General features: G+C 62.1%; 19 protein-coding genes. 8 read left to right on the forward strand and 11 right to left on the reverse strand.

The features are described from left to right. Window positions 1–39 precede the first annotated feature (39 nt). From K0F85_RS26840 to K0F85_RS26850, 3 genes are all read left to right on the forward strand, one after another. On the forward strand, window positions 40–2448 hold the full coding sequence (locus K0F85_RS26840) for a M1 family aminopeptidase (protein ID WP_219118887.1): 2409 nt from the start codon (window positions 40–42) through the stop codon (window positions 2446–2448). Window positions 2449–2564: 116 nt separating this feature from the next. Then, the gene (locus K0F85_RS26845) at window positions 2565–4424 is read left to right on the forward strand and encodes a M1 family metallopeptidase (RefSeq protein ID WP_219118888.1); all 1860 of its coding nucleotides are present in this window, start codon (window positions 2565–2567) and stop codon (window positions 4422–4424) included. A gap of 22 nt (window positions 4425–4446) precedes the next feature. Next, on the forward strand, window positions 4447–6084 hold the full coding sequence (locus tag K0F85_RS26850; RefSeq protein ID WP_219118889.1) for a serine hydrolase: 1638 nt from the start codon (window positions 4447–4449) through the stop codon (window positions 6082–6084). A 53-nt stretch (window positions 6085–6137) separates the two neighbouring features. On the opposite strand, the gene K0F85_RS26855 is transcribed toward K0F85_RS26850, so the two are convergent. Together K0F85_RS26855 and K0F85_RS26860 are read right to left on the reverse strand one after the other, a co-directional pair. Next, window positions 6138–6968, reverse strand: a complete 831-nt coding sequence (locus K0F85_RS26855) for a class I SAM-dependent methyltransferase (RefSeq protein ID WP_257638191.1) — start codon at window positions 6966–6968, stop codon at window positions 6138–6140. A gap of 85 nt (window positions 6969–7053) precedes the next feature. Further along, window positions 7054–7713 carry a pyridoxamine 5'-phosphate oxidase family protein gene (locus K0F85_RS26860; RefSeq protein WP_219118890.1) on the reverse strand — a complete coding sequence of 220 codons (660 nt, stop codon included), beginning with the start codon at window positions 7711–7713 and terminating at the stop codon, window positions 7054–7056. A gap of 105 nt (window positions 7714–7818) precedes the next feature. Here K0F85_RS26860 and K0F85_RS26865 point away from each other — a divergent pair, with 105 nt between their 5' ends. Continuing rightward, on the forward strand, window positions 7819–9291 hold the full coding sequence (locus tag K0F85_RS26865) for a PLP-dependent aminotransferase family protein (protein ID WP_219118891.1): 1473 nt from the start codon (window positions 7819–7821) through the stop codon (window positions 9289–9291). A 15-nt stretch (window positions 9292–9306) separates the two neighbouring features. Here K0F85_RS26865 and K0F85_RS26870 read toward each other — a convergent pair whose 3' ends face one another. The 8 genes from K0F85_RS26870 to K0F85_RS26905 form a co-directional block, all read right to left on the reverse strand. Continuing rightward, window positions 9307–10086, reverse strand: coding sequence for a spermidine synthase (locus K0F85_RS26870; protein ID WP_219118892.1), 780 nt, complete (start codon window positions 10084–10086; stop codon window positions 9307–9309). Between the two features lie 59 nt (window positions 10087–10145). Then, the gene (locus tag K0F85_RS26875) at window positions 10146–10670 is read right to left on the reverse strand and encodes an FxDxF family PEP-CTERM protein (protein WP_219118893.1); all 525 of its coding nucleotides are present in this window, start codon (window positions 10668–10670) and stop codon (window positions 10146–10148) included. Window positions 10671–10910: 240 nt separating this feature from the next. Next, entirely contained in the window at window positions 10911–12227 is a 1317-nt protein-coding gene (locus K0F85_RS26880; RefSeq protein WP_257638188.1) for a PAS domain-containing sensor histidine kinase, read from the reverse strand. A 14-nt stretch (window positions 12228–12241) separates the two neighbouring features. Next, on the reverse strand, window positions 12242–13594 hold the full coding sequence (locus K0F85_RS26885) for a sigma-54 dependent transcriptional regulator (RefSeq protein WP_219118895.1): 1353 nt from the start codon (window positions 13592–13594) through the stop codon (window positions 12242–12244). A 28-nt stretch (window positions 13595–13622) separates the two neighbouring features. Then, window positions 13623–14861, reverse strand: a complete 1239-nt coding sequence (locus K0F85_RS26890; RefSeq protein ID WP_219118896.1) for an ABC transporter permease — start codon at window positions 14859–14861, stop codon at window positions 13623–13625. 28 nt (window positions 14862–14889) lie between these two features. Further along, the gene (locus K0F85_RS26895; RefSeq protein ID WP_219118897.1) at window positions 14890–16212 is read right to left on the reverse strand and encodes an ABC transporter permease; all 1323 of its coding nucleotides are present in this window, start codon (window positions 16210–16212) and stop codon (window positions 14890–14892) included. A gap of 9 nt (window positions 16213–16221) precedes the next feature. Beyond that, window positions 16222–16938 (reverse strand): ABC transporter ATP-binding protein, encoded by a 717-nt coding sequence (locus K0F85_RS26900; RefSeq protein ID WP_219118898.1) that lies wholly within the window; start codon window positions 16936–16938, stop codon window positions 16222–16224. A gap of 44 nt (window positions 16939–16982) precedes the next feature. Further along, the gene (locus K0F85_RS26905; protein WP_219118899.1) at window positions 16983–18248 is read right to left on the reverse strand and encodes an efflux RND transporter periplasmic adaptor subunit; all 1266 of its coding nucleotides are present in this window, start codon (window positions 18246–18248) and stop codon (window positions 16983–16985) included. 244 nt (window positions 18249–18492) lie between these two features. Here K0F85_RS26905 and K0F85_RS26910 point away from each other — a divergent pair, with 244 nt between their 5' ends. Beyond that, complete coding sequence (locus K0F85_RS26910; RefSeq protein ID WP_257638189.1) at window positions 18493–20079, forward strand: DNA mismatch repair protein MutS; 1587 nt, start codon at window positions 18493–18495, stop codon at window positions 20077–20079. A 9-nt stretch (window positions 20080–20088) separates the two neighbouring features. Here K0F85_RS26910 and K0F85_RS26915 read toward each other — a convergent pair whose 3' ends face one another. Further along, window positions 20089–22014, reverse strand: a complete 1926-nt coding sequence (locus tag K0F85_RS26915) for a phosphoethanolamine transferase (protein ID WP_219118900.1) — start codon at window positions 22012–22014, stop codon at window positions 20089–20091. Between the two features lie 425 nt (window positions 22015–22439). On the opposite strand from K0F85_RS26915, the gene rpsL reads away from it, so the two are divergent. The 3 genes from rpsL to fusA all read left to right on the forward strand — a co-directional run bounded on the left by rpsL (window position 22440) and on the right by fusA (window position 25660). Then, complete coding sequence (rpsL, locus tag K0F85_RS26920; RefSeq protein WP_010394376.1) at window positions 22440–22823, forward strand: 30S ribosomal protein S12; 384 nt, start codon at window positions 22440–22442, stop codon at window positions 22821–22823. Window positions 22824–22975: 152 nt separating this feature from the next. Beyond that, window positions 22976–23446, forward strand: coding sequence for a 30S ribosomal protein S7 (gene rpsG, locus K0F85_RS26925; RefSeq protein ID WP_010394377.1), 471 nt, complete (start codon window positions 22976–22978; stop codon window positions 23444–23446). 108 nt (window positions 23447–23554) lie between these two features. Then, on the forward strand, window positions 23555–25660 hold the full coding sequence (gene fusA / locus K0F85_RS26930) for an elongation factor G (RefSeq protein WP_219118901.1): 2106 nt from the start codon (window positions 23555–23557) through the stop codon (window positions 25658–25660). The last annotated feature ends 131 nt before the right edge of the window (window positions 25661–25791 follow it).

The following is a 25791-nucleotide window of genomic DNA, read 5'->3' on the forward strand; positions in this document are numbered from 1 at the left end:
AGAATGCAGTCTGTCCACGACTCCCAGATGGAATGCGCCATGCCGGTTCTTGTCCGCTTGCTTGTTTTGTGTTTGCCCTTGTTTGCCTCCTTGCCCGGCCTGTGCGCCGCCGCACCCTTCGACGACAAGTTCCGCCAGCTCGAAGAACTGCTGCCCACGCCGAATAGTTACCGCACGGCGTCCGGCGCGCCAGGACACGCCTACTGGCAGCAACGCGCCGATTATGTGATCCGCGCCACCCTGGATGAAGCGCGCCGCGCCATCACGGCCAGCGAACAGATCACCTATCACAACCACTCGCCCGACAGCCTCGCGTATCTGTGGCTGCAACTGGACCAGAACGGCTTGCGCCAGGATGCCGACCAGCGCCGCGTATTGAGTGCGCCCTCGCGCCAGGCCTGGCTGAGCGGCAGCGAAGACGAAGCGCTGAAGTTCGAGGACTTGCGCGCCATCCATGCTGGCCGCGAATTTGACGGTGGCTTCAAACTCACCGCTGTCAAAGCGGCCAGCGGCAAGCCGCTGCCGTATGTCGTCAACCAGACCATGTTGCGCATCGATTTGCCGGTGGCGCTGGCGCCCGGGCAGAGCATCACGTTCAATATCGACTGGTCGTATCAGATCAATGACCAGAAGGTGCTGGTCGAGCGCTCCGGCTATGAATATTTTGACGACGACAAGAATGCGATTTTCCAGATCGCGCAGTGGTTTCCGCGCATGGCCGCGTATTACGACGCCGTCGGCTGGCAGCACAAGCAGTTCCTCGGCTCCGGTGAATTCACGCTGGAGTTTGGCGACTACGAGCTGTATCTGACGGTGCCGGGCGACCATGTGGTGGCCGCCACGGGGGAACTGCAAAATCCTGCCAGTGTGCTCAGCGCGGCGCAGCGCGAACGCCTGGCGCGGGCGAAAAACAGCAATACGCCGCTGCTGGTGATTACGCCCGCCGAGGCGCTGGCGGCGGAAAAGGGCCGGGCTGCGGGGATGAAAACCTGGCACTTCAAGGCGGCCAATGTGCGCGACGTGGCGTGGGCATCGAGCCGCAAGTTCATCTGGGATGCGCAGGGTTTGGATAGCGGCGGCAAGCGCGTGATGGCCATGTCGTATTATCCGAACGAGGGCAATCCGCTGTGGCAGCAGTACAGCACGCGCGCCGTCGTGCATGCCATCGAGCAGTACAACAAATACAGTTTCGACTATCCGTATCCGAACGCGATTTCCGTCAACGGCGCCGTGGGCGGCATGGAGTATCCGATGATCTCGTTCAATGGCGGGCGGCCCGTGAAGGACAAGAAGACGGGCGAGCGCACGTATTCGAAGACGACCAAATATGACCTGATCGGCGTGATCATCCACGAAGTGGGCCACAATTATTTTCCCATGATCGTCAACTCGGACGAGCGCCAGTGGACGTGGATGGACGAGGGACTCAACTCCTTCCTGCAGTACCTGGCCGAGCAGGCATGGGAAGAGCATTTTCCCTCCTGGAATGGCGAGCCGCGCAAGATCGTCGACTACATGCGCAGCCAGAACCAGGTGCCCATCATGACCAATTCCGAATCCTTGCTGCAGTTTACGGCGAACGCCTACGACAAGCCGGCCACCGCCCTCAATATCCTGCGCGAAACCATCCTGGGGCGCGAACTGTTCGACTTCGCCTTCAAGCAGTACGCCTTGCGCTGGAAGTTCAAGCGGCCCACGCCGGCCGACTTTTTCCGCACCATGGAAGACGCTTCCGGCACGGACCTGGACTGGTTCTGGCGCGGCTGGTTCTATACCACCGACGCGGTCGACATCAGTATCGACGGCATCAGCGAATATGGCGTGAGCACGAAGAATCCGGACGTCGAGAAAGCGTGGAAGAAGGCGCAGAAGGCGGCGCAGCCCATCTCGATCTCGGAGCAGCGCAACAAGGCGCTGCCGAAGAAGGTCGACATCGACCCCGCGCTGAAGGATTTCTATAACCGGTACGATGAATTCACGGTCACCAACAAGGACCGCAACAGCTATGCGGAGGAGCAGGAAACGCTGGAGCCATGGGAGCGGAAACTGCTTGAGCAGCACAGCATGGGCAAGCATCTGTACCTGGTCGACTTTTCGAATCTCGGCGGCCTGGTGATGCCGCTGATCCTGGAAATCGAACTGAAAAGCGGCAGGAAGATCGTCGAGCGCGTGCCGGCCGAAGTGTGGCGCTATTCGCCGCACAAGATCAGCAAGGTGATCGTCACCGACGAGCCGATGGTGGCCCTGGTGCAGGACCCGTACTGGGAGACGGCCGATATCGACACCAGCAACAACGCCTGGCCGAGAAAAATCACGCCATCGCGCCTGGAACTGTTCAAACTCGACCGCGACAAGCATAACCTGATGAAGGATTTTAATGTCCCGTTGAAGGCGCCCGAGGCCAAGCTCGAGACCAAGCCCGAAGCCCGGCCAGAGAAGAAACAGTGAAACAGCGCCGGCCAGTCCGGCGCTTTTTTTCTGCCGGCCTGCGCCGGAAGTGCTATTCTGCGCGACGCCCCGGCGTACACGGACCGGGGCTTTCGCAAATCATTCAAAAGACGACCATGCAAACTTTGACCTTCCTGCGCGCGCTGGGCTGTGCGCTACTTTGCCAGGTGACCCTGGCCGCGCACGCCGACCCCCTCAGCTACGCGCGCTACGACCAGGTGCGCACGCGCGACCTGCAGCTGGACCTGAAAGCCGATTTCAAGCAAAAGACGCTTTCCGGCTATGCCGAGCTGTCCTTGAACTGGATCGATCCTGCTGCGCGCACCCTGGTGCTCGATACGCGCGATCTGTCGATCGCCAAGGTGCAGGTACAGGACAAGCGCGGCGCCTGGCAGATGGCGCCGTACCAGCTGGACAAGGCCGACCCGGAGAAGGGCCAGGCCTTGCGCATCACCACCACGGGCCAGCCGGGCAAAGTGCGCGTCTACTATCACACGGCTCCCAACGCCATCGCGCTGCAGTGGCTCACGCCACAGCAAACCATGTCGGGCAAGCTGCCTTTCATGTTCAGCCAGTCGCAAAGCATCAACGCCCGCTCGTGGGTGCCGTCGCAGGATACACCGGCCGTGCGTTTCACCTACAGCGCACGCATCGAGGCGCCGAGCGGCATGCGCGTCGTGATGAGCGCCGAGAATGACGAAAAGGCGACGGGCAAGGGCGGCTGGAAATTCAGGATGCCGCAGCCGATTCCTTCCTACCTCTTGGCCATTGCCATCGGCGAACTGGAAGTACGCAAGCTCGGTCCCCGCTCCGCCGTATATGCCGAACCGCCACGCATCAAGGCCGCCGAATACGAACTGGCCGACACGGAAAAGATGATACAGGCAGCCGAGGCGCTGTATGGCCCGTATGCATGGGGACGCTACGACATGATCGTGCTGCCGCCATCGTTCCCCTACGGTGGCATGGAAAACCCGCGCCTGACCTTCCTCACGCCGACCATGATCGCGGGTGACCGTAGCCTGGTCGATCTGATCGCGCATGAACTGGCGCACTCGTGGTCGGGCAACCTGGTCACCAATGCCTCTTGGAAGCACATGTGGCTGAACGAAGGCTTCACCACCTACGTCACCACGCGCATCGTCGAGCAATTGTATGGCAGCGAAGTGGCGCAGATGGGCGTGCAGGTCGACCAGGAAGAGCTGGCTGCCTCGATCAGGACATTGCCGGCGGCGAAAACGGCGCTGATCACGCGCGATGCGGATGCCAATCCCGCCGAAACGTATACGGACGACGGCATCATCTATCCGAAAGGCGCCTGGTTCCTGGCTACCATGGAGCAGCGCGCGGGCCGTGCTGTCTTCGATCCCTTCCTGCGCGGCTGGTTCGACCAGCATGCCTTCCAGAGCGTGACGACGGAGCAGTTCATCGCCTACCTGCGCAAGAACTTGCTGGCCCAGCATCCGGACGTGATGCCGGAAGCGGAACTCGATGAATGGCTGTATGGCACGGGCGTACCGGCCAGCGCGCAGCGCGTCGTCTCGCCGCGCCTGGCGCTGCTGGACCAGCACCGCGATGCCTGGCTCAAGGGTGAGCTGGCGACGAAAGACCTGGGCATGGATCATTGGGTCGCCATCGAATCGATGCACTTCCTGAACGACATCAATAACAAGGCCAGCGCGGCGCAATTGCGTGAACTGGACCAGGTCTACGGCGTGGGCAAGAGCGGCAACAATGAGGTGGCGTACCGCTTCTACCTCGCTGCCGTGAACGCCGGCTACGATGTACGGCAGCCCTTGCAGGCCTTCCTCATGAGCGTGGGGCGCCAGAAGTTCGTCGTGCCCCTGTACGGTGCGCTGATGAAGACGCCGCAAGGCCATGCCTGGGCCAAGGACGTGTATGCGCAGGCGCGTGCACGCTACCACCCGGTGACGCAGGAAAGCGTCGATAAATTGATGGCCGCGCAAGCGCATTGAACCTTCTTTGGACATCCTGACCATGCATTCCATGAACCGTCTTGCCGCCGCCATCGTGCTGGCGTTTTCCAGCATCGCCATGCCGGCGCTGGCCTTTGACGCCGCCCCTGTCGCCGCCGCTGCACCGGCGCCTGCGCCTGCCTTCGATCTTGAGCGCGACGTCGCCACCGCCCTGAAAGTGTTCGACGTGCCCGGCATGGCGATCGCCATCGTCAAGGATGGCAAGGTTGTCACCGCCAGGGGTTTTGGCGTACGCAAGCTGGGCGAGCCGGCGGCCGTCGATGCGCAGACCCTGTTCGAAGTGGCATCGAACTCGAAAGGCTTCACGGCCGCCGCGTTGGCCATGCTGGTCGACGATGGCAAGCTGGCCTGGGACGATCCCGTCACCAAGCACCTGCCCGGCTTCCAGATGCACGATTCCTATGTGACGGGCGCCATGACCGTGCGCGACCTGCTGACGCACCGCAGTGGCCTGGGCCTGGGTGCGGGCGACTTGCTGTGGTGGCCCACCACCACGTTCAGCACCGACGAGATCATCGAGAAGCTGCGCTACATCCGTCCAGCCACGAGCTTTCGCAACAGCTATGCCTACGATAACCTGCTGTATATCGTGGCCGGCAAGATCATCGCCGACAAGGCGGGGAAAAGCTGGGGCGAGGCCATGCATGAGCGTATCCTGGCGCCGCTGGGCATGACGGGTACCACCACCAGCCTGGCTGAAAATGCGGGCAAGCCCGACGTCGCCAGTGCGCACAGCAAGATCGACGGCAAGATCGCCGCCGTCAAGTCCATGCCCGTGCCGAACGCCGTGGGTGCCGTCGGCATCAACACGAATGCGGAAGATATCGCCAAGTGGATGATGGTGCTGCTTGACGGCGGCAAGATCGCCGGCGTGAAGGACAAGGATGGCAAGGACGCGCGCCTGTTCAGCGAAAAGCAGGGTCGCGAGATGTGGTCGGCGCAAACGCCGATCAGGATTGCCGAGCCGAAACCAACGCTGGCCGCGACGAAACCGAACTTCAGCGCCTATGGCCTGGGCTTCCAGCTGCGCGACTACAAGGGCATGAAAGTGGCCATGCACGGCGGCGCGCTGCAGGGATTTTATTCGCGCGTGGTGATGGTGCCTGAAGCAAAGCTGGGCGTGGCCATTCTGACCAATGCGGAAAATGGCGGTTCCATGACGGCGCTGCAATGGCGCATCCTCGACCATTACCTGCAGGCGGCGCCGTCCGACTGGCTGGCGCTGGTGGCCAAGGTGGAGCAGGAGCGGCATGCCGAAGAAGTGAAAAAGCAGGGCAAGGCGTCGAGCGCGCGCGCGGCCAAGTCGCAGCCATCGCTGCCGCTGGCCGCGTATGACGGCGAATATGAAGATGCCTGGTACGGCAAGGTCGTGATCAGGCCGGAGGGGAAAAAACACATCCTCAGCTTCACGCGCACGCCGGACCTGACGGGCGAGCTGGAACACTGGCAGCACGACACCTTCATCGTGCGCTGGAAAGAGCGCAATTTCAACGCCGACGCCTATGTGACGTTCTCGCTCAATCCCGATGGCAGCATCGACCGGGTGAAGATGGCGCCTGTGTCGGCCGAGACGGATTTCAGCTACGACTTCCAGGACCTGAGCCTGGTGCCGGTGAAAGCGAAAGAAGGCAAGAAGTAAAGCAGGACGTAAAGCAGGAAGCAGAAGGCCACCGCAAGGTGGCCTTTTTCACCTTATGGCTTGACGAACTTCAGGGTCATGCGGTCGCTCTCGCCGATGGCCGTGTACTTGGCCCGTTCCACATCCTTGTTGGCATAGGTCGGCGGCAGCGTCCAGACTCCGCCCAGGTAGTCTGCCGTGTCTTTCGGATTGGCGTTGATGTCCGACCTGGCAGCCAGTTTGAAACCTGCACCTTCGGCCAGCTTGATCACATACGCTTCGTGCATGTAGCCGCTGCTGGCCGTGGCATCCTGCGCCTTGTTTGCCGGCAGGCGGTGTTCGACGACGCCGAATACGCCGCCCGGTTTCAGGCTGTCATACACTTCCTTGAACAGGGTCTGCATGCCTGCTTCGCCGATGGGTATCCAGTTGTGGATATTGCGGAAGGTGAGCACCATGTCGGCCGTGCCCTTGGGCGCGATGCGGTAGGTGGTGGGCGGCGCGAAGGCGCCGATCTCCACCTTGCCGAAAGCCGCGGGATTGGCGTCGAGTTTTTGCTGGAAGCGCGCTGCGCCGCGGCGCGCGCCTTCGCTGCTTGACTGCGGATCGTTGCCGGCGGCGATCAGCTTGCCGTGCTCGCGCAAGTAGGGCGCCAGGATCTCCGTGTACCAGCCGCCGCCAGGCGCCAGTTCGACCACGGTCATGCCCGGCTTGATGCCGAAGAACGTCAGCGTTTCATACGGGTGGCGCGCGCTGTCACGCAGCGCGTTGGCCGGCGTGCGCGCACTGCCGGCGATGGCCGCCTTCAGGGCCGCGTCGCCCGCATCGGCGGCCAGTGCCGCACCGCTGCCGCCACAGGCCAGCATGACCGTCAGGGCCGCGGCCAGGGATACTCGCTTCATCATCATATGCTCCATGCGTGATTGGATCGGTTGCTCAATTGGTGGCGATCGCCATCAACGCCGATCATCGGGCAAGCACGCTGGCCGGTCAAGCGGATTCCGTAGCCCAGGCGGCGGCATACGCGGGTATTGCGCTGGTGTTGAGCGCATCGGCGACGGCCGCGCCACGGCCGTGCGTAAACGGTAGTTCGCCCGTCCAGACGGCATGCGCCATGTCGCGCGCGTCGTCGAGCGGGCCACCCTTGCGCTGCTTGACGGCGCATTCGTCGAGCGCGATGCGCAGCACGCTGGTGGCGGCGTATTCCTTGGCGCTGCCGCCGCGCACGTGCGCCAAGCGTCCCGGCGCCAGCTTTTCCATCAACGCATCCATGGCCGCATGCTGCTGGCCGATATCGCTTACTTTTTCAAACTGCCCGTACACCATCGCCGAGCGGTAGTTCATCGTGTGGTTGAAGGCGGAGCGCGCCAGTACCAGGCCGTCGAGATGGGTCACCGTCACGCACACGGCCGTATCGCGCAGCAGCTGCTTGAGCATGCGGCTGCCGTTCGAGCCATGGATGTACAAGTGGCCGCCGATGCGCCAGCAGGCGGTCGGAATGCAATGGTTTCCGTGCTCGTCCTGGAATGCAATATGGCACAGATAGGCGGCGTCGAGGACGGCGTACAGCGTGGTTTGCTCGTAGCTGGCCAGTTCGGCGACGCGGCGCACGCGGGTACGGGGGCTGGGGGGCAGGGCGATAGCGGTCATGGCGGAAGTCCGGTTGGTTGAAGAAGCAGGCCGCACTATAATCGGCATCTGGCCCTGAAAAAAGATCCAGAGCTGATAAATAATTTAGAGCCACGAGGGAGGCGCATGGATTTCGCTTTGCTACTCAATGCATTCGAGCGCACGCATCGCGAGCGGGGCTGGCCACGCCAGCGCCTGCTGCATGAATGCCTGCGCGCGGCGATCCGCAGCGGGCATCTGGCGCCCGGCACCCGGCTGGCCTCCACGCGCGTGCTGGCGGCCGAACTGGGGCTGGCGCGCAATACCGTGCTGTACGCCTATGAGCAATTGGCCAGCGAAGGCTTTGTTTTGCCGGACCGGCGCGGCACCGTCGTCGCTGGCAGCGCCAGCATGCCGGAAGCTGTGCCGGCAAGTGGCAACAAGGATGGCTTGTCACGCCGTGCCCGGCATTTGCGCGGCATGGCGGGGCAGGATGTGAATGCTGCGCTGGTGTTTCCCGCCGACGCGATGGGCGCGTTTGCGCCTGGCGTGCCGGCGCTTGACGAATTCCCCCTGGCGCAGTGGCGGCGCATGCTGGACCGCGCATGGCGCAGCCTGACCCCGCGCCAGCTCAATTACGGCGATCCCGCCGGCGAGCCGCAGCTGCGCATGGCCATCGCCGAGCATTTGCGCGCCGCGCGCGGCGTCGTGTGCGATGCGGGCCAAGTGTTCATCACGGACGGTACGCAAAGTAGCCTGGAGGTGTGCTTGCGCGCCTTTGCAGACCAGGACGAAACCCTGTGGATCGAGCATCCGGGCTACGGCGGCGCACTGGCGGCGGGGCGTGGCGCCGGCTTGCAGGTGGTGGGCATTCCGGTCGACTTGGATGGCATTGCGCCGACGGAGATGGACTGGCAGGACGCCCCTCCGCGCCTGATCTACACCACGCCTTCGCACCAGTATCCGACGGGCAGCGTGCTCAGTCCCGCGCGCCGCATGGCGCTACTGGAGCGCGCCCGCGCGGTGGGCGCCCTGATCATCGAAGACGATTACGACAGCGAATTTCGGCATGGCGGGCCGCCCCTGGCCGCCATGCAGGGACTGGTCGCCGACGCGCCTGTCGTGTACCTGGGCACCTTCAGCAAGACCATGTTCCCCGCCTTGCGCCTGGCCTTTATCGTCGTGCCGGCCGCGCTGGCCGCTGCCTTTGCGCAGATGCAGGCGCAGGGCGCCGTGCGGGGCCGGGTGGCGGAACAGCTGGCGCTGGCCGACTTCCTGCGCAGCGGCCTGTTTGCGCGCCATGTGCGGCGCATGCGTCGCCTGTATCGCCAGCGCCGCGACGCCTTGAACGCAGCCTTGCAACGCCATGCATGTGGCGGTGCGGCCATCCATGGCGGCACGGCTGGCATGCACCTGGCGTTGCGTTTTCACGATGGCGCATGGGATGACATGGCGCTGAGCCGGAGCGCCGCGCAGGACGGCATCGTGGCGCTGCCTCTCTCCGCGCATGGTACCGGCGAGCGGGCCGGCTGGAGCGGTTTCCTGCTCGGTTATGCGCAGGTGCCGGCCGAGAACATGGATGGCCTGGCGCGCCGCCTGGGAGCGCTCCTGCCGGCGTGATGCGGCGCTACTGCATTACTGCTGGTCCAGCATCCACTGCTTCAAGCCGTTGACCCAGTCCTTGGCGGGCAGGTTGAACTGCTTCTTGATGATGGCGGCGCGCTCGTACAAGTCGCTGAAGTCGAGCGACGGCGATTTTTTGAAGGCCAGCACGACGATGTTTTCATCTTCCATTTCCGGCACCCAGACGACGGCGTCGAAGACCAGTTCCATCGCCTGCAAATTCTTGTCGTAGTTGGGGAAGTCGCCAAAGACATTCGTGCACATGATGCCATCGTCCGTCAGGCAGTCGTGGCAAGCCTGGTAGAACTCGGGCGTGTCGAGCACAGGGCCGCGCGCATCCTCGTCGTACAGGTCCACTTGCAGCGCGTCGACCGTGCCGTGGTTGGCCGGATCGAGCACGAAATCGAGCGCATTCATTTCACGCACGTCGAGACGCGCGTCGTTCGGCGGCAGCGCGAACTGGGCACCGCAGATGGCGATCACGTTCGGATTGAGTTCGATGGCCGTGACCGTGGCGTCGGGGAAGCGGCGGTAGCTGAATTTGGTCAGCGCGGCGCTGCCCAGGCCCAGTTGCACGATGCGTTTGGGCTGCGTCTTGAACAGCATCCACATCATCATCATCTGCACGTATTCGAGCTCGATGGCGTCGGGTTTGTCCAGGCGCATGGCGCCCTGCACCCATTTGGTTCCCAGGTGCAGATAGCGGATGCCGCGGTGTTCGGTGGTGGTGGCCGGCGGATGGCCAGGATGGCTGAAAGCGGTATGGCTGGTGGAGGTAAAGTCGGTCGTCATGGCGGCAGTTTAGCAGCCGGATGAAAAAAAGACGCCGCAGCGTCTTTTGTGAGGAGAGTTCAAGTTTGCTTGCGGCGTCGTGCCAGGAAGCCGAGTATGCCCAGGCCGGCCAGCAGCATGCCGTAGGTTTCCGGTTCAGGAACGGGAGCCAGGTTCAGGTTGAAGACGCCGCCATAGCTGCCGCCCTGGGTATTGCCCATCACCGTCAGGACCAGCGAGCCGTTGAACAGGATGCTCGTAGGTGCCAGTATTTCTCCCTGGGCATAGCCAAAGACGGTGGGGCCGCCAAAGCCAGTCAGTGCTACGCCGTTCAGGTCGGCGCCGGTGAAGTGGATGGAGGAGCTGTCCGCGCCAGTCACCGACAGGTTGGCCAGGAAGGCTTGTGCGGTCGAGCCGAAAGTGGCGTCGGGAGTAAATGTGAAGGTATCGACAAAGTCGCCGAGGGGGCTGGGTACGGCGTTAAAACCGCTGGTCCACAGATTGCCCGTGGTGTTGACGAGGTCGACGGTGTAGGCGGTGGCGCTGGCGCTACCGATTGAGGCAGCACTGAGTACCGCCGCTGCGATGAGTGATTTCAGTTTCATTATTTATCCCCGCGAAAAAACGATTAATGTTTCAAAAAAACCGTACCGCTCAGATAAATTATCGCCAAGACAATTCATTGTCAATGAGCTATTTTTATATCATTATGCAAACTTAAATAGCTTATTTCTAACACACGGGCATGGCGTTCATAAAGTTGCAATATTAAAAACCATAATTATTAATATCGCACTGAAAAAATAATTGCAAATGGTGTGATTTAAAAATCGTTACACGAGGAACTAATTTCTGTCGGGCAAAGGAAGAATCAGGGTCACCGCCAGGCCGCCGCCTTCGCGGTTGGCCAAGGTGATGCGGCCGCCATGGGCTTCGGCGATTTCGCGCGCCAGCGCCAGGCCCAGTCCCGTGCCGCTGCGCTTGGTGGAATAAAACGGCACCAGCGCGTTTTCCAGCACGGCGCCGCTCATGCCTGGCCCCCGGTCGCGCACTTCGATGCGCAACTGCCCATGCGCCTGGCTGACGTGCAAGCCGATATGCTCAGCCCGTGTGCCAGATTCCAGCGCATTCTTGAGCAGGTTCAGCAGCGCTTGCTGCATTTGCGCCGCATCAAACATGGCCGCCTGCGCGGGTGGCGGGCCGTCGAGCGTGAAGGCCGCTTGCGAAGCCAGGCTGTCGAGAAAGGGCGGCCATTCGCACGGCGCCAGGCGCGGCGCGGGCAGCTTGGCAAAGCGCGCATAGCCGAGGATGAAGGTTTCCAGGTGGCGCGTGCGCTCCTCGATGGTGGCAAGGATTTGCGGCAATCGTTCGGTCTGGCCGCGGCGCACCAGCTCGGCGCCGGAATGGGCCAGCGAGGCCAATGGCGCCAGCGAGTTGTTGAGCTCATGGCTGATGACGCGGATGACTTTTTTCCAGGTCTGCACTTCCTGGCGCCGCAGTTCCAGGGTCAGCTGGCGCAACAGCAGCAGTTCGTGCTTGCGCCCGTTCAGGCTGAAGCTGCGCCGCGCCAGGTGATACACCTCTTCCTGTTCCCCTTCGCCGCTGGTAAACAGTCCGTCGTTGCGGCGCGCCAGCGCTTCGGCCAGGGCCGGCGCCGCCTGCTGCACGATGTCGGCCAGGGTATGCCCTTCGAGCCGGTGTCCCTGGTGCAGCAACTGGCGCGCGGCCAGGTTGGCGTAGACGATGGCGCTGCCCTCGGCCACCAGCAGCATGGCCACCGGCGTGTTTTGTACCATGGTGTCGAGCAGCAGTTCGCGCTGCACCAGGTCCAGGCGCTGCTTGCGCAGCACGTCGCCCAGCGCATTGTGGGCCGCCACCAGGTCGGCCAGTTCATCGTTCTGCGGCCAGCGCAGGCTGAAGCCGAAGTCGCCGTCCTGGTAGCTGGCGACCGTGCCGCTCAAGGCGCGAAACAGCGATAGCATCGCTTGCAGCTGCGCGCGGATGGTAATGATGGCCACCGGCAGCACGCACAGCAGGGTGCCGGCCAGCACCAGCAGCGGCTGGCCGGGTAAAAAATGCACCAGCAGCAGGGCGATGACGATGCCCAGCACCAGCAGGGTGACGATCAGCGCCGTCCAGCGCGTGAGCAGGGAGAGGCGCATGGGGCCGTGTGCCATCAGCCGCGCGCGATGCCCAGGCGCTCCATGCGCCGGTACAGCGCCTGGCGCGACAGCCCCAGTTCCTGCGCCGCCTGCGCCACCACGCCGTGTGCGCGCGCGAGCGCCGCTGTGACACTGTCGCGGTCCGGTTCCGTCGAGGCACCATCCTGTGGCGCGCGCGGTGATGCCACGCCCGCCAGCGGCAAGCCCGTTTCCTGCGCGCGTATTACCGGACCAGGCGTCAGCAGGCAGGCGCGCTGCATCACATTTTTCAGTTCGCGCACATTGCCCGGCCAGCCGTGGGCCAGCAGGGTAGCCTGCGCCTGGGCGTCGAGGATTTTTTCGCTACCCAGGAAATGCTGTGCCAGCACCAGGATGTCCAGCGGGCGCTGGGCCAGCGGTGGCAGGCGCAGTTCGATCACGTTCAGGCGATAGAACAGGTCTTCGCGAAACGTGCCGGCCTTGATCATCGCCGGCAGGTTGGCGTTGCTGGCGCTGATGACGCGCACTGTCACTTGCCGTTCGCGGTTCGAGCCGAGGCGCTCGAAGCGTCCCGTTTCCAGTACGCGCAGCAGTTTCATTTGTCCGGCCAGCGGCAGGTTGCCGATTTCGTCGAGGAACAGCGTGCCGCCGTCGGCCGCGTCGAACTTGCCATCGCGCGCGCGCGTGATGCCGGTGTAGGCACCGGCCTCGGCGCCGAACAGTTCCGCCTCGATCAGCTCCACCGGCACCGCGCCGCAATTGAGCACGACGAAGGGACCGCTGGCGACCTGGGAATTGGCTTGCACGATGGCGGCGATGCGTTCCTTGCCGCTGCCGTTCGGCCCCGAAATGAGCACGGGCACGTCGGCCCGTGCCACCTGGCACGCCAGGTGCACCACTCTTTCGGTGGCCGGGTCTTGCCACACCATCCCGCGCAAGTCGAAGTCGTGTTCCAGGGCGTGGCGCTGGCGCCGCTCGGCCACCACGCGCTGGCGCAGCGCGCGGTTGGCCTGTCCCAGTTCCAGCAGGTTCTGCACGCTGGCGATCAGGCGCCGGTCGTCCCATGGCTTGGCCAGGTAGTCGGCCGCACCGGACTTGATCAGCTCGACGGCTGCGTCGAGCTGGGTCCATGCCGTCAGCAGGATCACGGGCAGGTCCGGGTAGCGCGCGCGGATGGCGTGGAACAGCGCGCAGCCTTCCTCGCCCGACGTGGTGTCGGCCGTGAAGTTCATGTCCTGCACCACCAGGTCGATGGCGTGGCGTTCGAGCAGGTGCAGGCCTTCTTCTGGCGAGGCGGCGCGCATGGCGTCGATCTCGTGCAGGGAGAACAGCACGTCGAGCGCGATAGCCACGGCGGCATTGTCGTCAATAATCAGTACGGTAGGCATGCGCGCAGCATATCACTCAGGTGCCGGCTCAGGTACTGCGGGTGGCAGTGGCCGGAGAAATGCTGGCCGCGCGCCATGCCGGCCCATAGACAGCGCCCAGGCCCAGCAGCCAGAATACCAGCGCACCGGCCAGCAGATAGCCGGGTGGCAGGCGCGCCATTTCCAGCTGGCTCACCAGCAGCTGGTTCAAGCCCAGGGCTAGCAGCACGCCGCAGGCCACGCCGACGCTGGTGATCATGAAATTCTCGGTCAGGAAATAGCGCAGGATGTCGATGCGGCGGGCACCCAATGCGCGCCGCACGCCGATCTGCTTCCTGCGCTGCGTCACCCACAGGCTGGCGATGCCGACGATGCCGCTGGCGGTGACCAGCAGCAGCAGGGTCGAGACGGTGATTAGCATCCATGACAGGCCACGGTCGGCCCGGTAGCGTGACGTGCGGTGTTTTTCCAGCGTATCGGTGCGCACCAGCAGGCGCTCGCTGGTGGAAGTGCGGATGGCTTGCTCGGCCTCCTTCATCAGGCGGTCGCGCTGGCCCGGCTCGGCGCGCACGGCGTACAGCAGCGAGTCGCGCGAACCCGTCAGGCGCGCCGGCAGGATCAGCGAATGCTCGCCCTGCGCGCTGACCTGGCCGACCTGTGTCTGCAACCGCTCCACCACGCCGATTACACGCATCTCGTCGTCATTGTCGCCGGTGCCGTTGAGCAGGGTCTTGCCGACAAAGCTGCTTTCGCCAGGCCAGATCTTTTGCGCCGCGGCGAGCGTCACGATGACCACCTTGGGAAAGATTTCATCGACGTTTTCATCGATTTCCGGCACCTCGTCGGGATGGAAATCACGGCCTTCCACCAGCTTCAGTCCGTATGTCTTGACCAGTGAGTCAGGCGTGAAATACATCGACGTGGTGGCGCTAGCCGTGGGCTGTCCACGCTTGATGGAGACATTGGTGCTGCTGCCGGAACGCGACAGCACGGCCTGCGAGGTCTGCGCCACGGAGAGCACGCCGGGCAGGCCGCGCAGCAAGGCGGCCTGGCGTTTCTGGTCGGCCAGCTGGCGCTGGTGGCTACCTTTGTCCATGCTCTGGATATTGACATAAAAGATGTCGTTTTCAGCGGCCACGCCGGTGGGGCGGGCGGCGATCGCCTGGCGCAGGTTAACGATATGCAGGGCATTGGCCAGGATGGCCAGGCTGATGGCGACCTGCACGGCGACGAGTACGGCGCCGGTTTTGCTGCGCATCAGTGCCGACAGGATGGGGCGGATTTCCATGTTGAACCTCATTGCGGTACGGTGAATGTCATTGGGATTTGAGCTGTATCGCCGGCGTCACTTGGCAAGCGCGCCAGGTGGGCAGCAAACCCGCCAGCAGGGCGGCCAGCACGGAGACGGCAAACGTCAGCAGCAGCATCGGTACATCCATGTGCGCCACGGTGCCCAGTTCCTTCGATTGCGAACGCACGACGGCCAGCGCGGCATACGCCAGCAGCAGGCCCAGTACGCCGCCGGCGAGGCCGATGACGCCCGTCTCGATCAGGAACTGGCGAAAGATGTCGCGCCGCGTGGCGCCCAGCGCACGGCGGATCCCCACTTCACTGGCGCGTACGGAAAATTTCGCCAGCAGCAGGCCGATGGTATTGACCAGGCATAGCAGCAGGAAGCCGAAGGCCAGCCAGGCCGCCAGCTTGTTGTCGTTGTCGACGACGTTCAGGAAAACCATCCATTCCTTGACGTTGTACAGCGCGTTGGGTGCGTGGCGCGGCATGCGGCCCAGCTTGCGCTGCTCGGCAGCATAGCTGTCGAGATATGCCTGCAGTTCGCCACGTTGGTCGGCGCTTTCCATCTCGAACCAGAACTGCAGCCAGGTGCAGTCCGAGGCCAGGGTGCCCTGGAAGCCGGGGCCGCGTTCGACGCCGCTGCAGGCCATACCGCCGTCATGCCGTGTCTCATGGCGGATGGCGCTGGCAAACGGAATGAAGAATTCATCTTCCGTGCCGAAGGCGCCCTTGCTGCCGATGATGCGGTGTATACGCGGCACGGGATCCCAGTGATCGAGCACGCCGCTGACCAGATATGGCTGTCCCAGCACCATCACGCGCTGTCCCACGGGATTGACCGTACCCAGCAGTTTTTCCGCCAGCGATCGGCTCAGCACGATGACGTCGGCGCCGCTGGCGTCATCGGCTACGCTCCATGGCTGACCATACAGAAAGGGGACTTCGAACATGGCGAAAAAATCGCGCGTGGGCGCCAGGCCCTGGGCCTGGAAGGCGCCGACATCCGTGCGTGCCGGCTCGACCGGGCCGGCCACGCCGTACATGACGGTGCGGCGCACGCCCATGTTGCTGGCCATGAAATTCTTCGCGTCGGTATAGGCCAGCTGCGCCTGGCCGAAGGTGGGCTTGGCGCCCGGCACATAACTTTTTAAGGGGACGACGTCGATCATCGGCACGAACAGGCGGTCGCTCTTGTGCGGCAGCGGGTCGCCCGACATGGCGTGCAGGATGGTGACGGTGGCCACGCTGGCGGCCACGCCGACGGCCAGTGTCAGTATCATCAATGCGGTCAGGGCGCGGTTGCGGCGCAGGCTGCGCAGGCCCAGCGTGAAATAGTAACGGAACATGTTTTCTCCTTACGCGGTCACGGGGTGCTGCGGCCTGGCCGACAACGTGGCGCCGTGTTGCACCAGGTCCGATACCTGGCCGTCGATGATGTGCACATTGCGCTGGCTGCGCAGCGCCAGTTCCGGATCGTGCGTGACCATCAGGATAGTGGTGCCCTGTGCGTTGATGTCTTCCAGCAGTTCCATCACGCCACGCGCCATCTGCGTGTCCAGGTTGCCGGTCGGTTCATCGGCCAGCAGCAGCTTGGGCGTGCCGGCCAGCGCGCGCGCGATCGCCACGCGCTGCTGCTGGCCACCCGACAGTTCTGCCGGGTAGTGTTTCATGCGCGAGGCCAGGCCGACCTTGGACAGCGCGTCCTCGATGCGTTCGCGCCGCTCGGCACTGTTGAAGCCCCGGTAGCGCAAGGGCACGTCGACATTGTCGAACAGCGACAGGTCGGGAATCAGGTTGAAGCCCTGGAAGATGAAGCCGAGTTTTTCATTGCGCAGGCGCGAGCGGGCATTGTCGTTCATGCCCTTCACGTTAACACCGTCGAGTATGTATTCGCCGTCGGTGAATTCCTCTAGCAGGCCGGCGATGTTCAAAAAGCTCGTCTTGCCCGAGCCGGACGGCCCGGTGACGGTAACGAATTCACCTTGCCGCACATGGATGTCGAAGCCGCGCAGCGCGTGGGTTTCGATCATGTGGGTGCGATAGACTTTGCTCAGGTTTTGCATGCGCAGCATGGAGAGGCCTCTTGTAGAGTGAAATGAGTGAGATTTAGTTGAATTTAGTTGAGCGACACGCGTTCGGCGTTCGCGAAGTTTTCCGTGCCGGCGACCACCACCTTGTCGCCCAGCTTCAGGCCGTCGAGGATTTCCACTGCCGACACGCTGGTCGCCCCCAGTTTGATCGGCATGCGCGTCGCCACGCCGTCGCGCACGACGTAGGCGAAACGGCCACCTTCGGCTTCGACGAAAGAGCCGCGCGCCAGCATCAGCACATTCGGTTTTTCATCGATCAGGAGGCGCGCCGCCACGCGCTGGTTCTGGCGCAGCCCGGCCGGCTGCTCGCCATCGAAACGCACGCGCGCCAGCACCTGGTTTTTCACTACTTCCGGCGACAGCGCCGACAGTTTTCCTGTTGCCTTGATGGCGCCCGTTTCGATTTCCGCGCGCATGCCCAAGCCGATATCGGCCACATACGTTTCCGGCACTTCCAGCTCCACTTCCAGCTGCGACAGGTCGACCAGGGTCATCAGGGCCGTATTGGCTTGCACCACGCTGCGGTTGGCCACCGACAGCGTGCCGATGAAGCCGTTGACGGGGGCGCGCACGGTCAGTTCGTCGACGCGGCGTTGCGCGTTGTCGCGGCTCAGGCGCTGGCGTTCCAGTTCGTTGACCTTGGTTTTCAACGCCAGGGTCACGTCCTCGCTTTCCAGGCCTGCCGCCTGGGAGGCGTGCTTGCTGCGGATATCGGCCGAATTCAAGGCATCCCTGGCCTTCTGGTAATCGATCTTGGCGATGATGCCGACCTGCGCCACGCTTTCATAGCGTTCCAGCGTGCGCTGCGCGGAGAGGCGCTCGATCTCGGCCGTATCGGCTTCACGCCGCGCCAGCAGTTTCTGCTTCTTGGCCAGGATCTGCTGGCGCGCCACTTCCGCTTCGAGCTGCTGCACGCTCGATTGTTCGCGCTTGAGGGCGTCGGACAGGTCAGGCGACTCCAGCACCGCCAGGATGTCACCCTTCTTGACGGTGTCGCCCGCCTTCGCCTTCAGCGTGACGGTGGCCACCGTGGTCGAATACAGGGTGGGGCTGATCGAGGCGACCACGCGGCCATTCACGGCGGCGTCGCGGATCAGAGTGCCGCGCGTGACGTCGGCGATGCGCAGGCGGTTGCTGTTGACGGAATGCTCGCTGTTGCGCCAGCCTGCAATGGCAGCGATGGCGGCACCGATGACGATGACGGCGCCGGCCAGCAGCAGGGCGCGTTGCTTGTGGCGCTGGCCCGGCGGGGCGGACAGTACGGCGTCTTGGGAGGAAGTGTCGCGGATCATGGTGATGTCTCGTGGAGGATGAGTTTTTCATTGCACGATCCGTGCCAGTTTTTAAGTCATTGATTTTAATGGGAAAAAATACGGGCGTCCGGCTGTCCGCCGTGTCCGTGCTGTCCACGGGGTGTCCGCGCGCGCGGCAGCGTCGTGGCGTTTGCGCATGGATCTTGATATTCTGGCAATCGTCCTGACCTGCTGCTCAGGCAGTGTTGGCGCGCGGCGCCATGCTGGCCCCCTACTTTGGAGCATGATGTCGCCTTCGCCCTCTCTTTTTGCCCGCCTGGGTCCCTGGCTGCGCCAGTTTGCCAGTCTGCCCGAACCGGCGCAATTCGATTACCCCTTTGCCCGCAGCGACATTGCCATGCTGCAGCAGGTCGAAGCTGGCCCGGTCCAGCTCGATAAACAGACCTGGGACGAAATGCTGCTCGATGACTACCATATGCAGCTCGCCGATCAGACCAGCATTCTTGGCCAGCAGCGATTGCATCAGCGCCTGGCAGGCGGCATGGCAAGCGCCGCGTCGCGCGCGCGTATCGCAGCCTTGCTGGCCGCGCCGGCACAGCAGGCGGCGATCGAGCGAGCCATGCGGCCGCTGCGCACGGCCGACATGGAAGTGGCGGCGCTGCTGTGCGGCGCGCCTCCGTCAGCGCCGCCTTGGTGGAGCCGCTGGCTGCTGCTGCCGACCCTGGTGCTGCTGGCAGCGCTGCTGGCCGCGTGGCTGGTCGCGCCGTTGGCGTGGGCCATCGTGGTGCCCGTCTGGCTCTTCCTGATGGCGTTGCAGATGTGCTTTTACGATCGCTGCAAACCGTGGGCGCGCAGCGTCTTTACCTTGCAACAGATATTGCTGGTACATGGCCGCCTGGGTGCGCTCGATACACCGTTCACGGCGGACCTGCGAAAAGGTGGACGGGCTGCCGGCGTGATCAACCGCCAGATCACGCCAGTACGCTGGATCAAGATGATTCCCCTGCTGAGCGAGTATGACGATTGGCTCATGCTGGGCAATATCCGGCGCTACTTTCACAGTCTGCGCGTGGTGCAGCGCGAACGCGCCTTCTTGCGCCAGAGTTTCCTGCTGCTGGCCGACCTGGAGGCGGACCTGGCCCTGGCGCGCCACCTGCGCGGCCGCCCGCAATTTTGCTGGGCGCAGGAAGCCGATGCGCGGCAGTTGTCGTTCAATGCCATGGTGCATCCGCTGCTGGGCGGTGCCATGCCCCTGTCGCTGCGCCTCGATGGTCGCGGCGCCTTCATTTCGGGGCAGAATGCGATCGGAAAAAGTACCTTGCTGCGCGGCGTGGGACTCAATCTGATCAGCGCGCGCGCCTTCGGTTTTTGCTATGCGCAGGCCGCTCACGTGCCCATGCTGCCGCTGTATTCAAGCATGCAGAATGAAGACTCGCTCGATGGCGGCGAAAGTCTGTATATCGCCGAATTGCGGCGCGCGCGTGAATTGCTGGCGCTGGCCGAGGAGGGGGAGCCGGCGCTGTTTTTGATCGATGAAATCTTCCGTGGCACGAACCACCTCGAATCGGTGGCGGCCGCCGCCGCCGTGCTGCATACGCTGGCCGCGCGCCACCTGGTGATCGTCTCGTCGCACAACCTGGTGCTGGGGCCGCTGCTGGACGACTGTCTGGCACCGTGGTGCGTGCGCCGCGATGAGGCCGGCGAGCTGCGGCTGGCGCCCGGCGTGCTGCAGGCTACGAATGGCATCGCCCTGCTGGCGCAGCGTGGTTTTGACGCCGGCATCGCCGACAAGGCCGGTCGCGTCTTCGACTGGCTCAGCACGCACATGGCGCAACCGGCCGATTGCGGCGGCGTGCTCGAACGGGCCTGATGGCCGCGCTTATTTGTCCTGCTTTTCCGGCGTGCTCTTGTCGATCACTTCGCGGCAATCGCCACGGATGATGGCGTTGTCGTAATTGGTCCAGCCATAGCTGTCGACGTAGCGCTTGTGCTGCTTGAAGCGGGGGCTGGCGATGCTCCATTCGGGCTGTTCGCCGGGGAAGCGGATATCGCCCAGGTCGAGCAGGGTGTGGAACATGTTTTCCGTCGACAGGCGCGCCTTCTGATGGCGCTGCAACTGCGTCACCTTGTCAGGATAGTGCTGCTGGAATTGCGGCGAGTACCAGACGAAGGCGGGCACGTGGAATTCGAACTGCGTGTTGTGGCCATGGAAGGCCAGGCGGCAGGTGCCGTCGTACAGGGTCTGGCCGTGATCGGCCACGTAGACGAGGGAGCTGCGCAGGGCGGTGCGCTGGCCATCGTCCTTCAGTATGCCGATCACGTTTGACAGGAACCAGTCCGTGTACAGGATGGAGCTGTCGTAGCTGTTGTTCAGCTGCGGCTTGATGGCCGTGTCCGTGTAGACGGGCTTGTCGACGCCAAACAGCGAAGGCTGCCATTTGTCGAAGGACTTCGGATAGCGCTGGCTGTAATTCCAGTGGCTGCCCAGGGTGTGCAGCACGATGAGCTTTTTCGGCGCCGGGTCGGCCAGCGCATTCTTGAACGGATCGAACAGGATCTGGTCGAAGTTCGAACTGTTGGTAAAGCCGCCCAGGTTCAGGAATTGCACCACGTCCGCTTCCTTGGCAAACACGGACACGGGCGTATCGAACTGGCCGAACGAGATCTGGTTCGACAGCCAGTAGGTCTTGAAACCCGCTTCCTTGTAAGCGGTGAGGAAGGATTTTTCCGAGAACCCATCCTTGAGGCTTTGCGTGGCCGGCTTGCGCGAGATGATGACGGGCACGGACAGGCGCGTGGCGGAAACGGCCGTGATGACGTCGGCCAGCGGCAGCAGATTGCTTTCCTGTTTCAGCAGGGGATTGGTGTCGCGTTCGTAGCCGTTCAGGCTCCAGCGGTCGTAGCGCGACGATTCGCCGATCACCATGACCACCACTTCCGGATGGGGATCGGGATGTTGCTGGTGCGCGCCGAAACGGAAGCGGCTGCTCTTCTGCCCCAGTTCGGCCAGGTATTTACGCTCTTTGTAGAAATCGTAGCCGCGCGCGGCCAGGCCGAAGGGCCAGGAATTGCTGACGGTGTCGAAGGCGTAGGGCAGGCGCGCCCAGTGGGGCAGGCTGGGCCACCCCAGGCCCGTTTCATCGGCACCGGCGATGCTGGCGTTCTCCGGCTTGCTGCTTTCCTCGTCTTCCTCTGCCGTTTCGTCGTCGGCCGAACTGGCATCGCCAAAGCCGGAGGCGCCCGCCTTGCCGCTGGCCGCCGCTTGGGTGGCCTTGGCCGATGCGGTGGCGCTGTGCAGAACCTTGGCTTCAAACCCGAATTCGTAGCCATACCACCAGAAGCCGCCCAGCAGGATCAGCAGCACGAAGGCGGCCGGTCGCGTCTTGCCGCGCCAGTCCAGGTCGCGCGTGCGCGTGGCCGCAAACCAGCCGAGCGCGCACCAGGCGATCACGCCGAGCATGACGGCGCCCATCAGCCACACTTTTTGCCCGAGGAATTCCAGCGCTTCCTTGGGGCTGGTTTCGAAGATGATGCCCAGGTGGTGCGTGGAAATACCCTGGCCGTAGAAGATGAACAGGTAGATTTCCGTCGGCAGGGCCAGGAAGGCGGGCACCAGCAGCCAGTGGAAGTACGCGGGGCGCTGGAACACGCTCCAGACGGCCAGCCAGGCCAGCAGCTCGAAGGTGAGCATCTGCCAGGGATGCTCGAGCGCACGCCCCAGCAGCGCGGGGACGAAGGGCACGGCCGTCAGCAGGGCATACGTCAGGAGCAGGAACAAATTGGCGGGGCGAAGCAAGGAGCGCATAAGGGGAGGCAGCAAAAAATGTCCGCTATTATCAATCCTTTTGTGACGTTACGGTCATACAAGACTGCGCGCGGCCGATGCTTGGCCGCAGAGAAAGAATGCCAGATCATCAAGTGTCGCGAGGTGGTGGCGTCTGCGCGCTGCGGCCAAAGATTAGTCAAAATGCCACAAAAGTGCCGTTTTTTTGCCTTTTTTTATAGCAAAAAGCGGTAAACTGATTGACCCCCTGTAACACAAGGTCTAAACTAGCGAGTTCTCGATTTTATTCTGCTCATCGTTTACGTATTGCTTGGCATTTCTTGGCCGCTCCTTATCGAGTGGCTGCGGGCGCCTCCGGTGCGCAGTAGATGAAAGCGGGACGAGGTTTTAGTCGCCGGGCATCTTGCCCGGGTTATTAATCGTAGTTTTTTGTTGGATTTATAACGATGCCAACCATCAATCAATTGATTCGCAATCCACGCGTCGCTTTGACCGTGAAGAGCAAATCGCCGGCGCTGGAAAACAGCCCGCAAAAACGTGGCGTCTGCACACGTGTTTACACCACGACTCCAAAGAAGCCTAACTCGGCTCTGCGTAAAGTCGCTAAAGTTCGTCTGACCAATGGTTTCGAAGTCATTTCGTACATTGGCGGTGAAGGCCATAACCTGCAAGAGCATAGTGTTGTGCTGCTGCGCGGCGGTCGCGTTAAGGATTTGCCGGGTGTGCGTTACCACATGGTTCGCGGTGCCCTGGATACCCAAGGCGTTAAAGACCGTAAGCAATCGCGTTCGAAGTACGGTACCAAGCGCGCTAAAGCAGGCAAGAAGTAATAAGTTGTACGCAGCAAACCCAAGTTTCGCTCAGTGGCAACTAGCTAAGTGAATGTAGTCGACCGCATCTGGTCGAGTAAGTGGAAGACTATGATGGTCGTCCGCGAGTGTGCGAAGAACGCGCGCTCAACTGAAGATTGAAAGGAATTGATATGCCACGTCGTCGTGAAGTACCCAAGCGCGAAATTTTGCCAGATCCAAAATTCGGCAACACTGATGTCGCTAAATTTGTAAACGTGCTGATGCTGTCCGGTAAGAAATCGGTTGCAGAAAACATCATCTACGGTGCTTTCGAGCACATCGCAGCAAAATCGGGCAAAGATCCGCTCGAAGTTTTCGCTACCGCAATCAACAACGCCAAGCCGCTGGTTGAGGTGAAATCCCGTCGCGTCGGTGGTGCAAACTACCAGGTGCCGGTCGAAGTTCGCCCAGTCCGTCGTATGGCTCTGTCCATGCGTTGGTTGCGTGAAGCTGCTAACAAGCGCAGCGAAAAATCGATGCCACAACGCCTCGGCGGTGAGCTGATGGAAGCGGCTGAAAGCCGCGGCGGCGCGATGAAAAAACGCGACGAAGTCCATCGTATGGCTGAAGCGAACAAAGCGTTCTCGCATTTCCGCTTCTAATATAAAGCCAGCTACCGCAAGGCGGCTGTCAAGCATCTGTTGTTCGAGGCCGGGCTCATTTTTGCAAAAAAATGCTGCTCGGTTTTGTCCATTCATTTAGGATTAATTATGGCCCGCAAGACCCCCATTGAGCGCTATCGTAATATCGGTATCTCCGCTCACATCGATGCAGGTAAGACGACCACGACCGAGCGCGTCCTGTTCTACACCGGCGTGAACCACAAGCTGGGCGAAGTCCATGATGGCGCTGCCACCACCGACTGGATGGCACAGGAGCAAGAGCGCGGTATCACGATTACCTCGGCTGCTGTTACGTGCTTCTGGAAAGGCATGGCAAACAACTTCCCAGCGCATCACATCAACATCATCGACACCCCAGGCCACGTTGACTTCACCATTGAAGTGGAACGTTCGATGCGCGTGTTGGATGGCGCCTGCATGGTTTACTGTGCAGTCGGCGGCGTGCAGCCACAATCGGAAACGGTATGGCGTCAGGCTAACAAGTACAAAGTGCCACGTCTGGCCTTCGTGAACAAGATGGACCGTACCGGCGCCAACTTCTTCAAGGTCTACGATCAGATGCGTTCGCGTCTGAAAGCCAACCCAGTGCCTATTCAGATGCCTATCGGCGCTGAAGACGTCTTCACCGGTGTTATCGATCTGGTCAAGATGAAAGCGGTTATCTGGGACGACGCTTCGCAAGGCATGAAGTTCGAATACGGCGACATTCCAGCGAACCTGGCGGCTGAAGCTGCCAAGTGGCGCGAAAACATGGTTGAGGCCGCTGCTGAAGCGTCCGAAGAACTGATGAACAAGTACCTGGAAGAAGGCGACCTGTCGGAAGCCGAGATCAAGGCTGCTCTGCGTCAGCGTACCATCGCCAGCGAAATCGTTCCAATGTTGTGCGGTACCGCCTTTAAAAACAAGGGCGTACAGGCAATGTTGGACGCGGTCATCGAATACCTGCCATCGCCAATCGACATTCCACCTGTCCCAGGTCTGGACGAGGACGAGCAGCCAGTCGAGCGCGCAGCCGACGACAATGAGAAGTTCTCGGCATTGGCGTTCAAGATCGCAACCGATCCGTTCGTGGGTCAGCTGTGCTTCATCCGCTGCTATTCGGGCACATTGAATTCGGGCGATTCGGTCCTGAACTCCGTGAAGCAGAAGAAAGAGCGTATTGGCCGTATCGTGCAGATGCAAGCCAATGAGCGCGAAGAAATCAAAGAAATGCGCGCTGGCGACATCGCCGCCGTTGTGGGTCTGAAAGACACCACCACTGGCGATACGCTTTGCGACGAAAAGGCAAGCGTGGTTCTGGAGCGCATGGTCTTCCCTGAGCCGGTGATTTCGCAGGCAGTCGAGCCAAAAACCAAGGCCGACCAGGAAAAAATGGGCCTGGCGCTGAACCGTCTGGCTGCAGAAGATCCATCGTTCCGCGTGCGTACCGATGAAGAATCGGGTCAGACCATCATCGCCGGTATGGGCGAGTTGCATCTGGACATCATCGTCGATCGTATGAAGCGTGAATTCAACGTTGAAGCGACCGTCGGCAAGCCACAAGTGGCTTACCGCGAAACGATCCGTAAAGTGTGCGAAGAGTCGGAAGGCAAATTCGTCAAGCAATCGGGTGGTCGTGGTCAATACGGTCACGTGGTTCTGAAGATCGAACCGCAAGAACCGGGCAAGGGCTTCGAATTCGTTGACGCGATCAAGGGCGGTACCGTTCCTCGCGAATACATCCCTGCAGTTGAAAAAGGTGTGCGCGACACGCTGACTTCGGGCGTGATGGCTGGTTACCCAGTCGTTGACGTGAAAGTCACGCTGTTCTTCGGTTCGTACCATGATGTTGACTCGAACGAAAATGCATTCCGCATGGCCGCTTCGATGGCATTCAAAGATGGCTGCCGCAAAGCATCGCCAGTCATCCTGGAGCCGATGATGGCCGTGGAAGTGGAAACGCCGGAAGACTACGCCGGTACCGTGATGGGCGATCTGTCGTCGCGTCGCGGCATGGTGCAAGGTATGGATGAAATTGCTGGCGGTGGCGGCAAGATCATCAAGGCCGAAGTGCCTCTGTCGGAAATGTTCGGTTACGCTACATCGTTGCGTTCGTCGACCCAAGGTCGTGCGACTTACACGATGGAATTCAAGCACTATGCTGAAGCACCTAAGCATGTGACTGAAGCAATCGTAAGCTCGAAAGCTAAGTAATAGAAGTTCCGGGCCGGCTTTCACGAGAATGCCGGTCCCTACATTTAAATCATTGTTCTAAGGAAGAATAAAATGGCAAAAGGTAAATTCGAACGGACCAAGCCGCACGTCAACGTCGGCACCATCGGCCA

This window comes from Janthinobacterium sp. UMAB-56 (genome assembly GCF_900095265.1).
In the GTDB taxonomy this organism is placed as follows: domain Bacteria; phylum Pseudomonadota; class Gammaproteobacteria; order Burkholderiales; family Burkholderiaceae_D; genus Janthinobacterium.

What these genes read in the sequence shown, in the direction of transcription:
- K0F85_RS26875 (WP_219118893.1), bottom strand. Translation starts at nt 10,670, where the DNA reads ATGAAACTGAAATCACTCATCGCAGCGGCGGTACTCAGTGCTGCCTCA.
- K0F85_RS26895 (WP_219118897.1), bottom strand. Translation starts at nt 16,212, where the DNA reads ATGTTCCGTTACTATTTCACGCTGGGCCTGCGCAGCCTGCGCCGCAAC.
- fusA (WP_219118901.1), top strand. Translation starts at nt 23,555, where the DNA reads ATGGCCCGCAAGACCCCCATTGAGCGCTATCGTAATATCGGTATCTCC.
- K0F85_RS26860 (WP_219118890.1), bottom strand. Translation starts at nt 7,713, where the DNA reads ATGACCGCTATCGCCCTGCCCCCCAGCCCCCGTACCCGCGTGCGCCGC.
- K0F85_RS26915 (WP_219118900.1), bottom strand. Translation starts at nt 22,014, where the DNA reads ATGCGCTCCTTGCTTCGCCCCGCCAATTTGTTCCTGCTCCTGACGTAT.
- K0F85_RS26900 (WP_219118898.1), bottom strand. Translation starts at nt 16,938, where the DNA reads ATGCTGCGCATGCAAAACCTGAGCAAAGTCTATCGCACCCACATGATC.
- K0F85_RS26840 (WP_219118887.1), top strand. Translation starts at nt 40, where the DNA reads ATGCCGGTTCTTGTCCGCTTGCTTGTTTTGTGTTTGCCCTTGTTTGCC.
- K0F85_RS26850 (WP_219118889.1), top strand. Translation starts at nt 4,447, where the DNA reads ATGCATTCCATGAACCGTCTTGCCGCCGCCATCGTGCTGGCGTTTTCC.
- K0F85_RS26890 (WP_219118896.1), bottom strand. Translation starts at nt 14,861, where the DNA reads ATGGAAATCCGCCCCATCCTGTCGGCACTGATGCGCAGCAAAACCGGC.
- K0F85_RS26885 (WP_219118895.1), bottom strand. Translation starts at nt 13,594, where the DNA reads ATGCCTACCGTACTGATTATTGACGACAATGCCGCCGTGGCTATCGCG.
- rpsL (WP_010394376.1), top strand. Translation starts at nt 22,440, where the DNA reads ATGCCAACCATCAATCAATTGATTCGCAATCCACGCGTCGCTTTGACC.
- K0F85_RS26905 (WP_219118899.1), bottom strand. Translation starts at nt 18,248, where the DNA reads ATGATCCGCGACACTTCCTCCCAAGACGCCGTACTGTCCGCCCCGCCG.
- K0F85_RS26880 (WP_257638188.1), bottom strand. Translation starts at nt 12,227, where the DNA reads ATGCGCCTCTCCCTGCTCACGCGCTGGACGGCGCTGATCGTCACCCTG.
- K0F85_RS26910 (WP_257638189.1), top strand. Translation starts at nt 18,493, where the DNA reads ATGATGTCGCCTTCGCCCTCTCTTTTTGCCCGCCTGGGTCCCTGGCTG.
- K0F85_RS26855 (WP_257638191.1), bottom strand. Translation starts at nt 6,968, where the DNA reads ATGATGAAGCGAGTATCCCTGGCCGCGGCCCTGACGGTCATGCTGGCC.
- K0F85_RS26845 (WP_219118888.1), top strand. Translation starts at nt 2,565, where the DNA reads ATGCAAACTTTGACCTTCCTGCGCGCGCTGGGCTGTGCGCTACTTTGC.
- K0F85_RS26865 (WP_219118891.1), top strand. Translation starts at nt 7,819, where the DNA reads ATGGATTTCGCTTTGCTACTCAATGCATTCGAGCGCACGCATCGCGAG.
- rpsG (WP_010394377.1), top strand. Translation starts at nt 22,976, where the DNA reads ATGCCACGTCGTCGTGAAGTACCCAAGCGCGAAATTTTGCCAGATCCA.
- K0F85_RS26870 (WP_219118892.1), bottom strand. Translation starts at nt 10,086, where the DNA reads ATGACGACCGACTTTACCTCCACCAGCCATACCGCTTTCAGCCATCCT.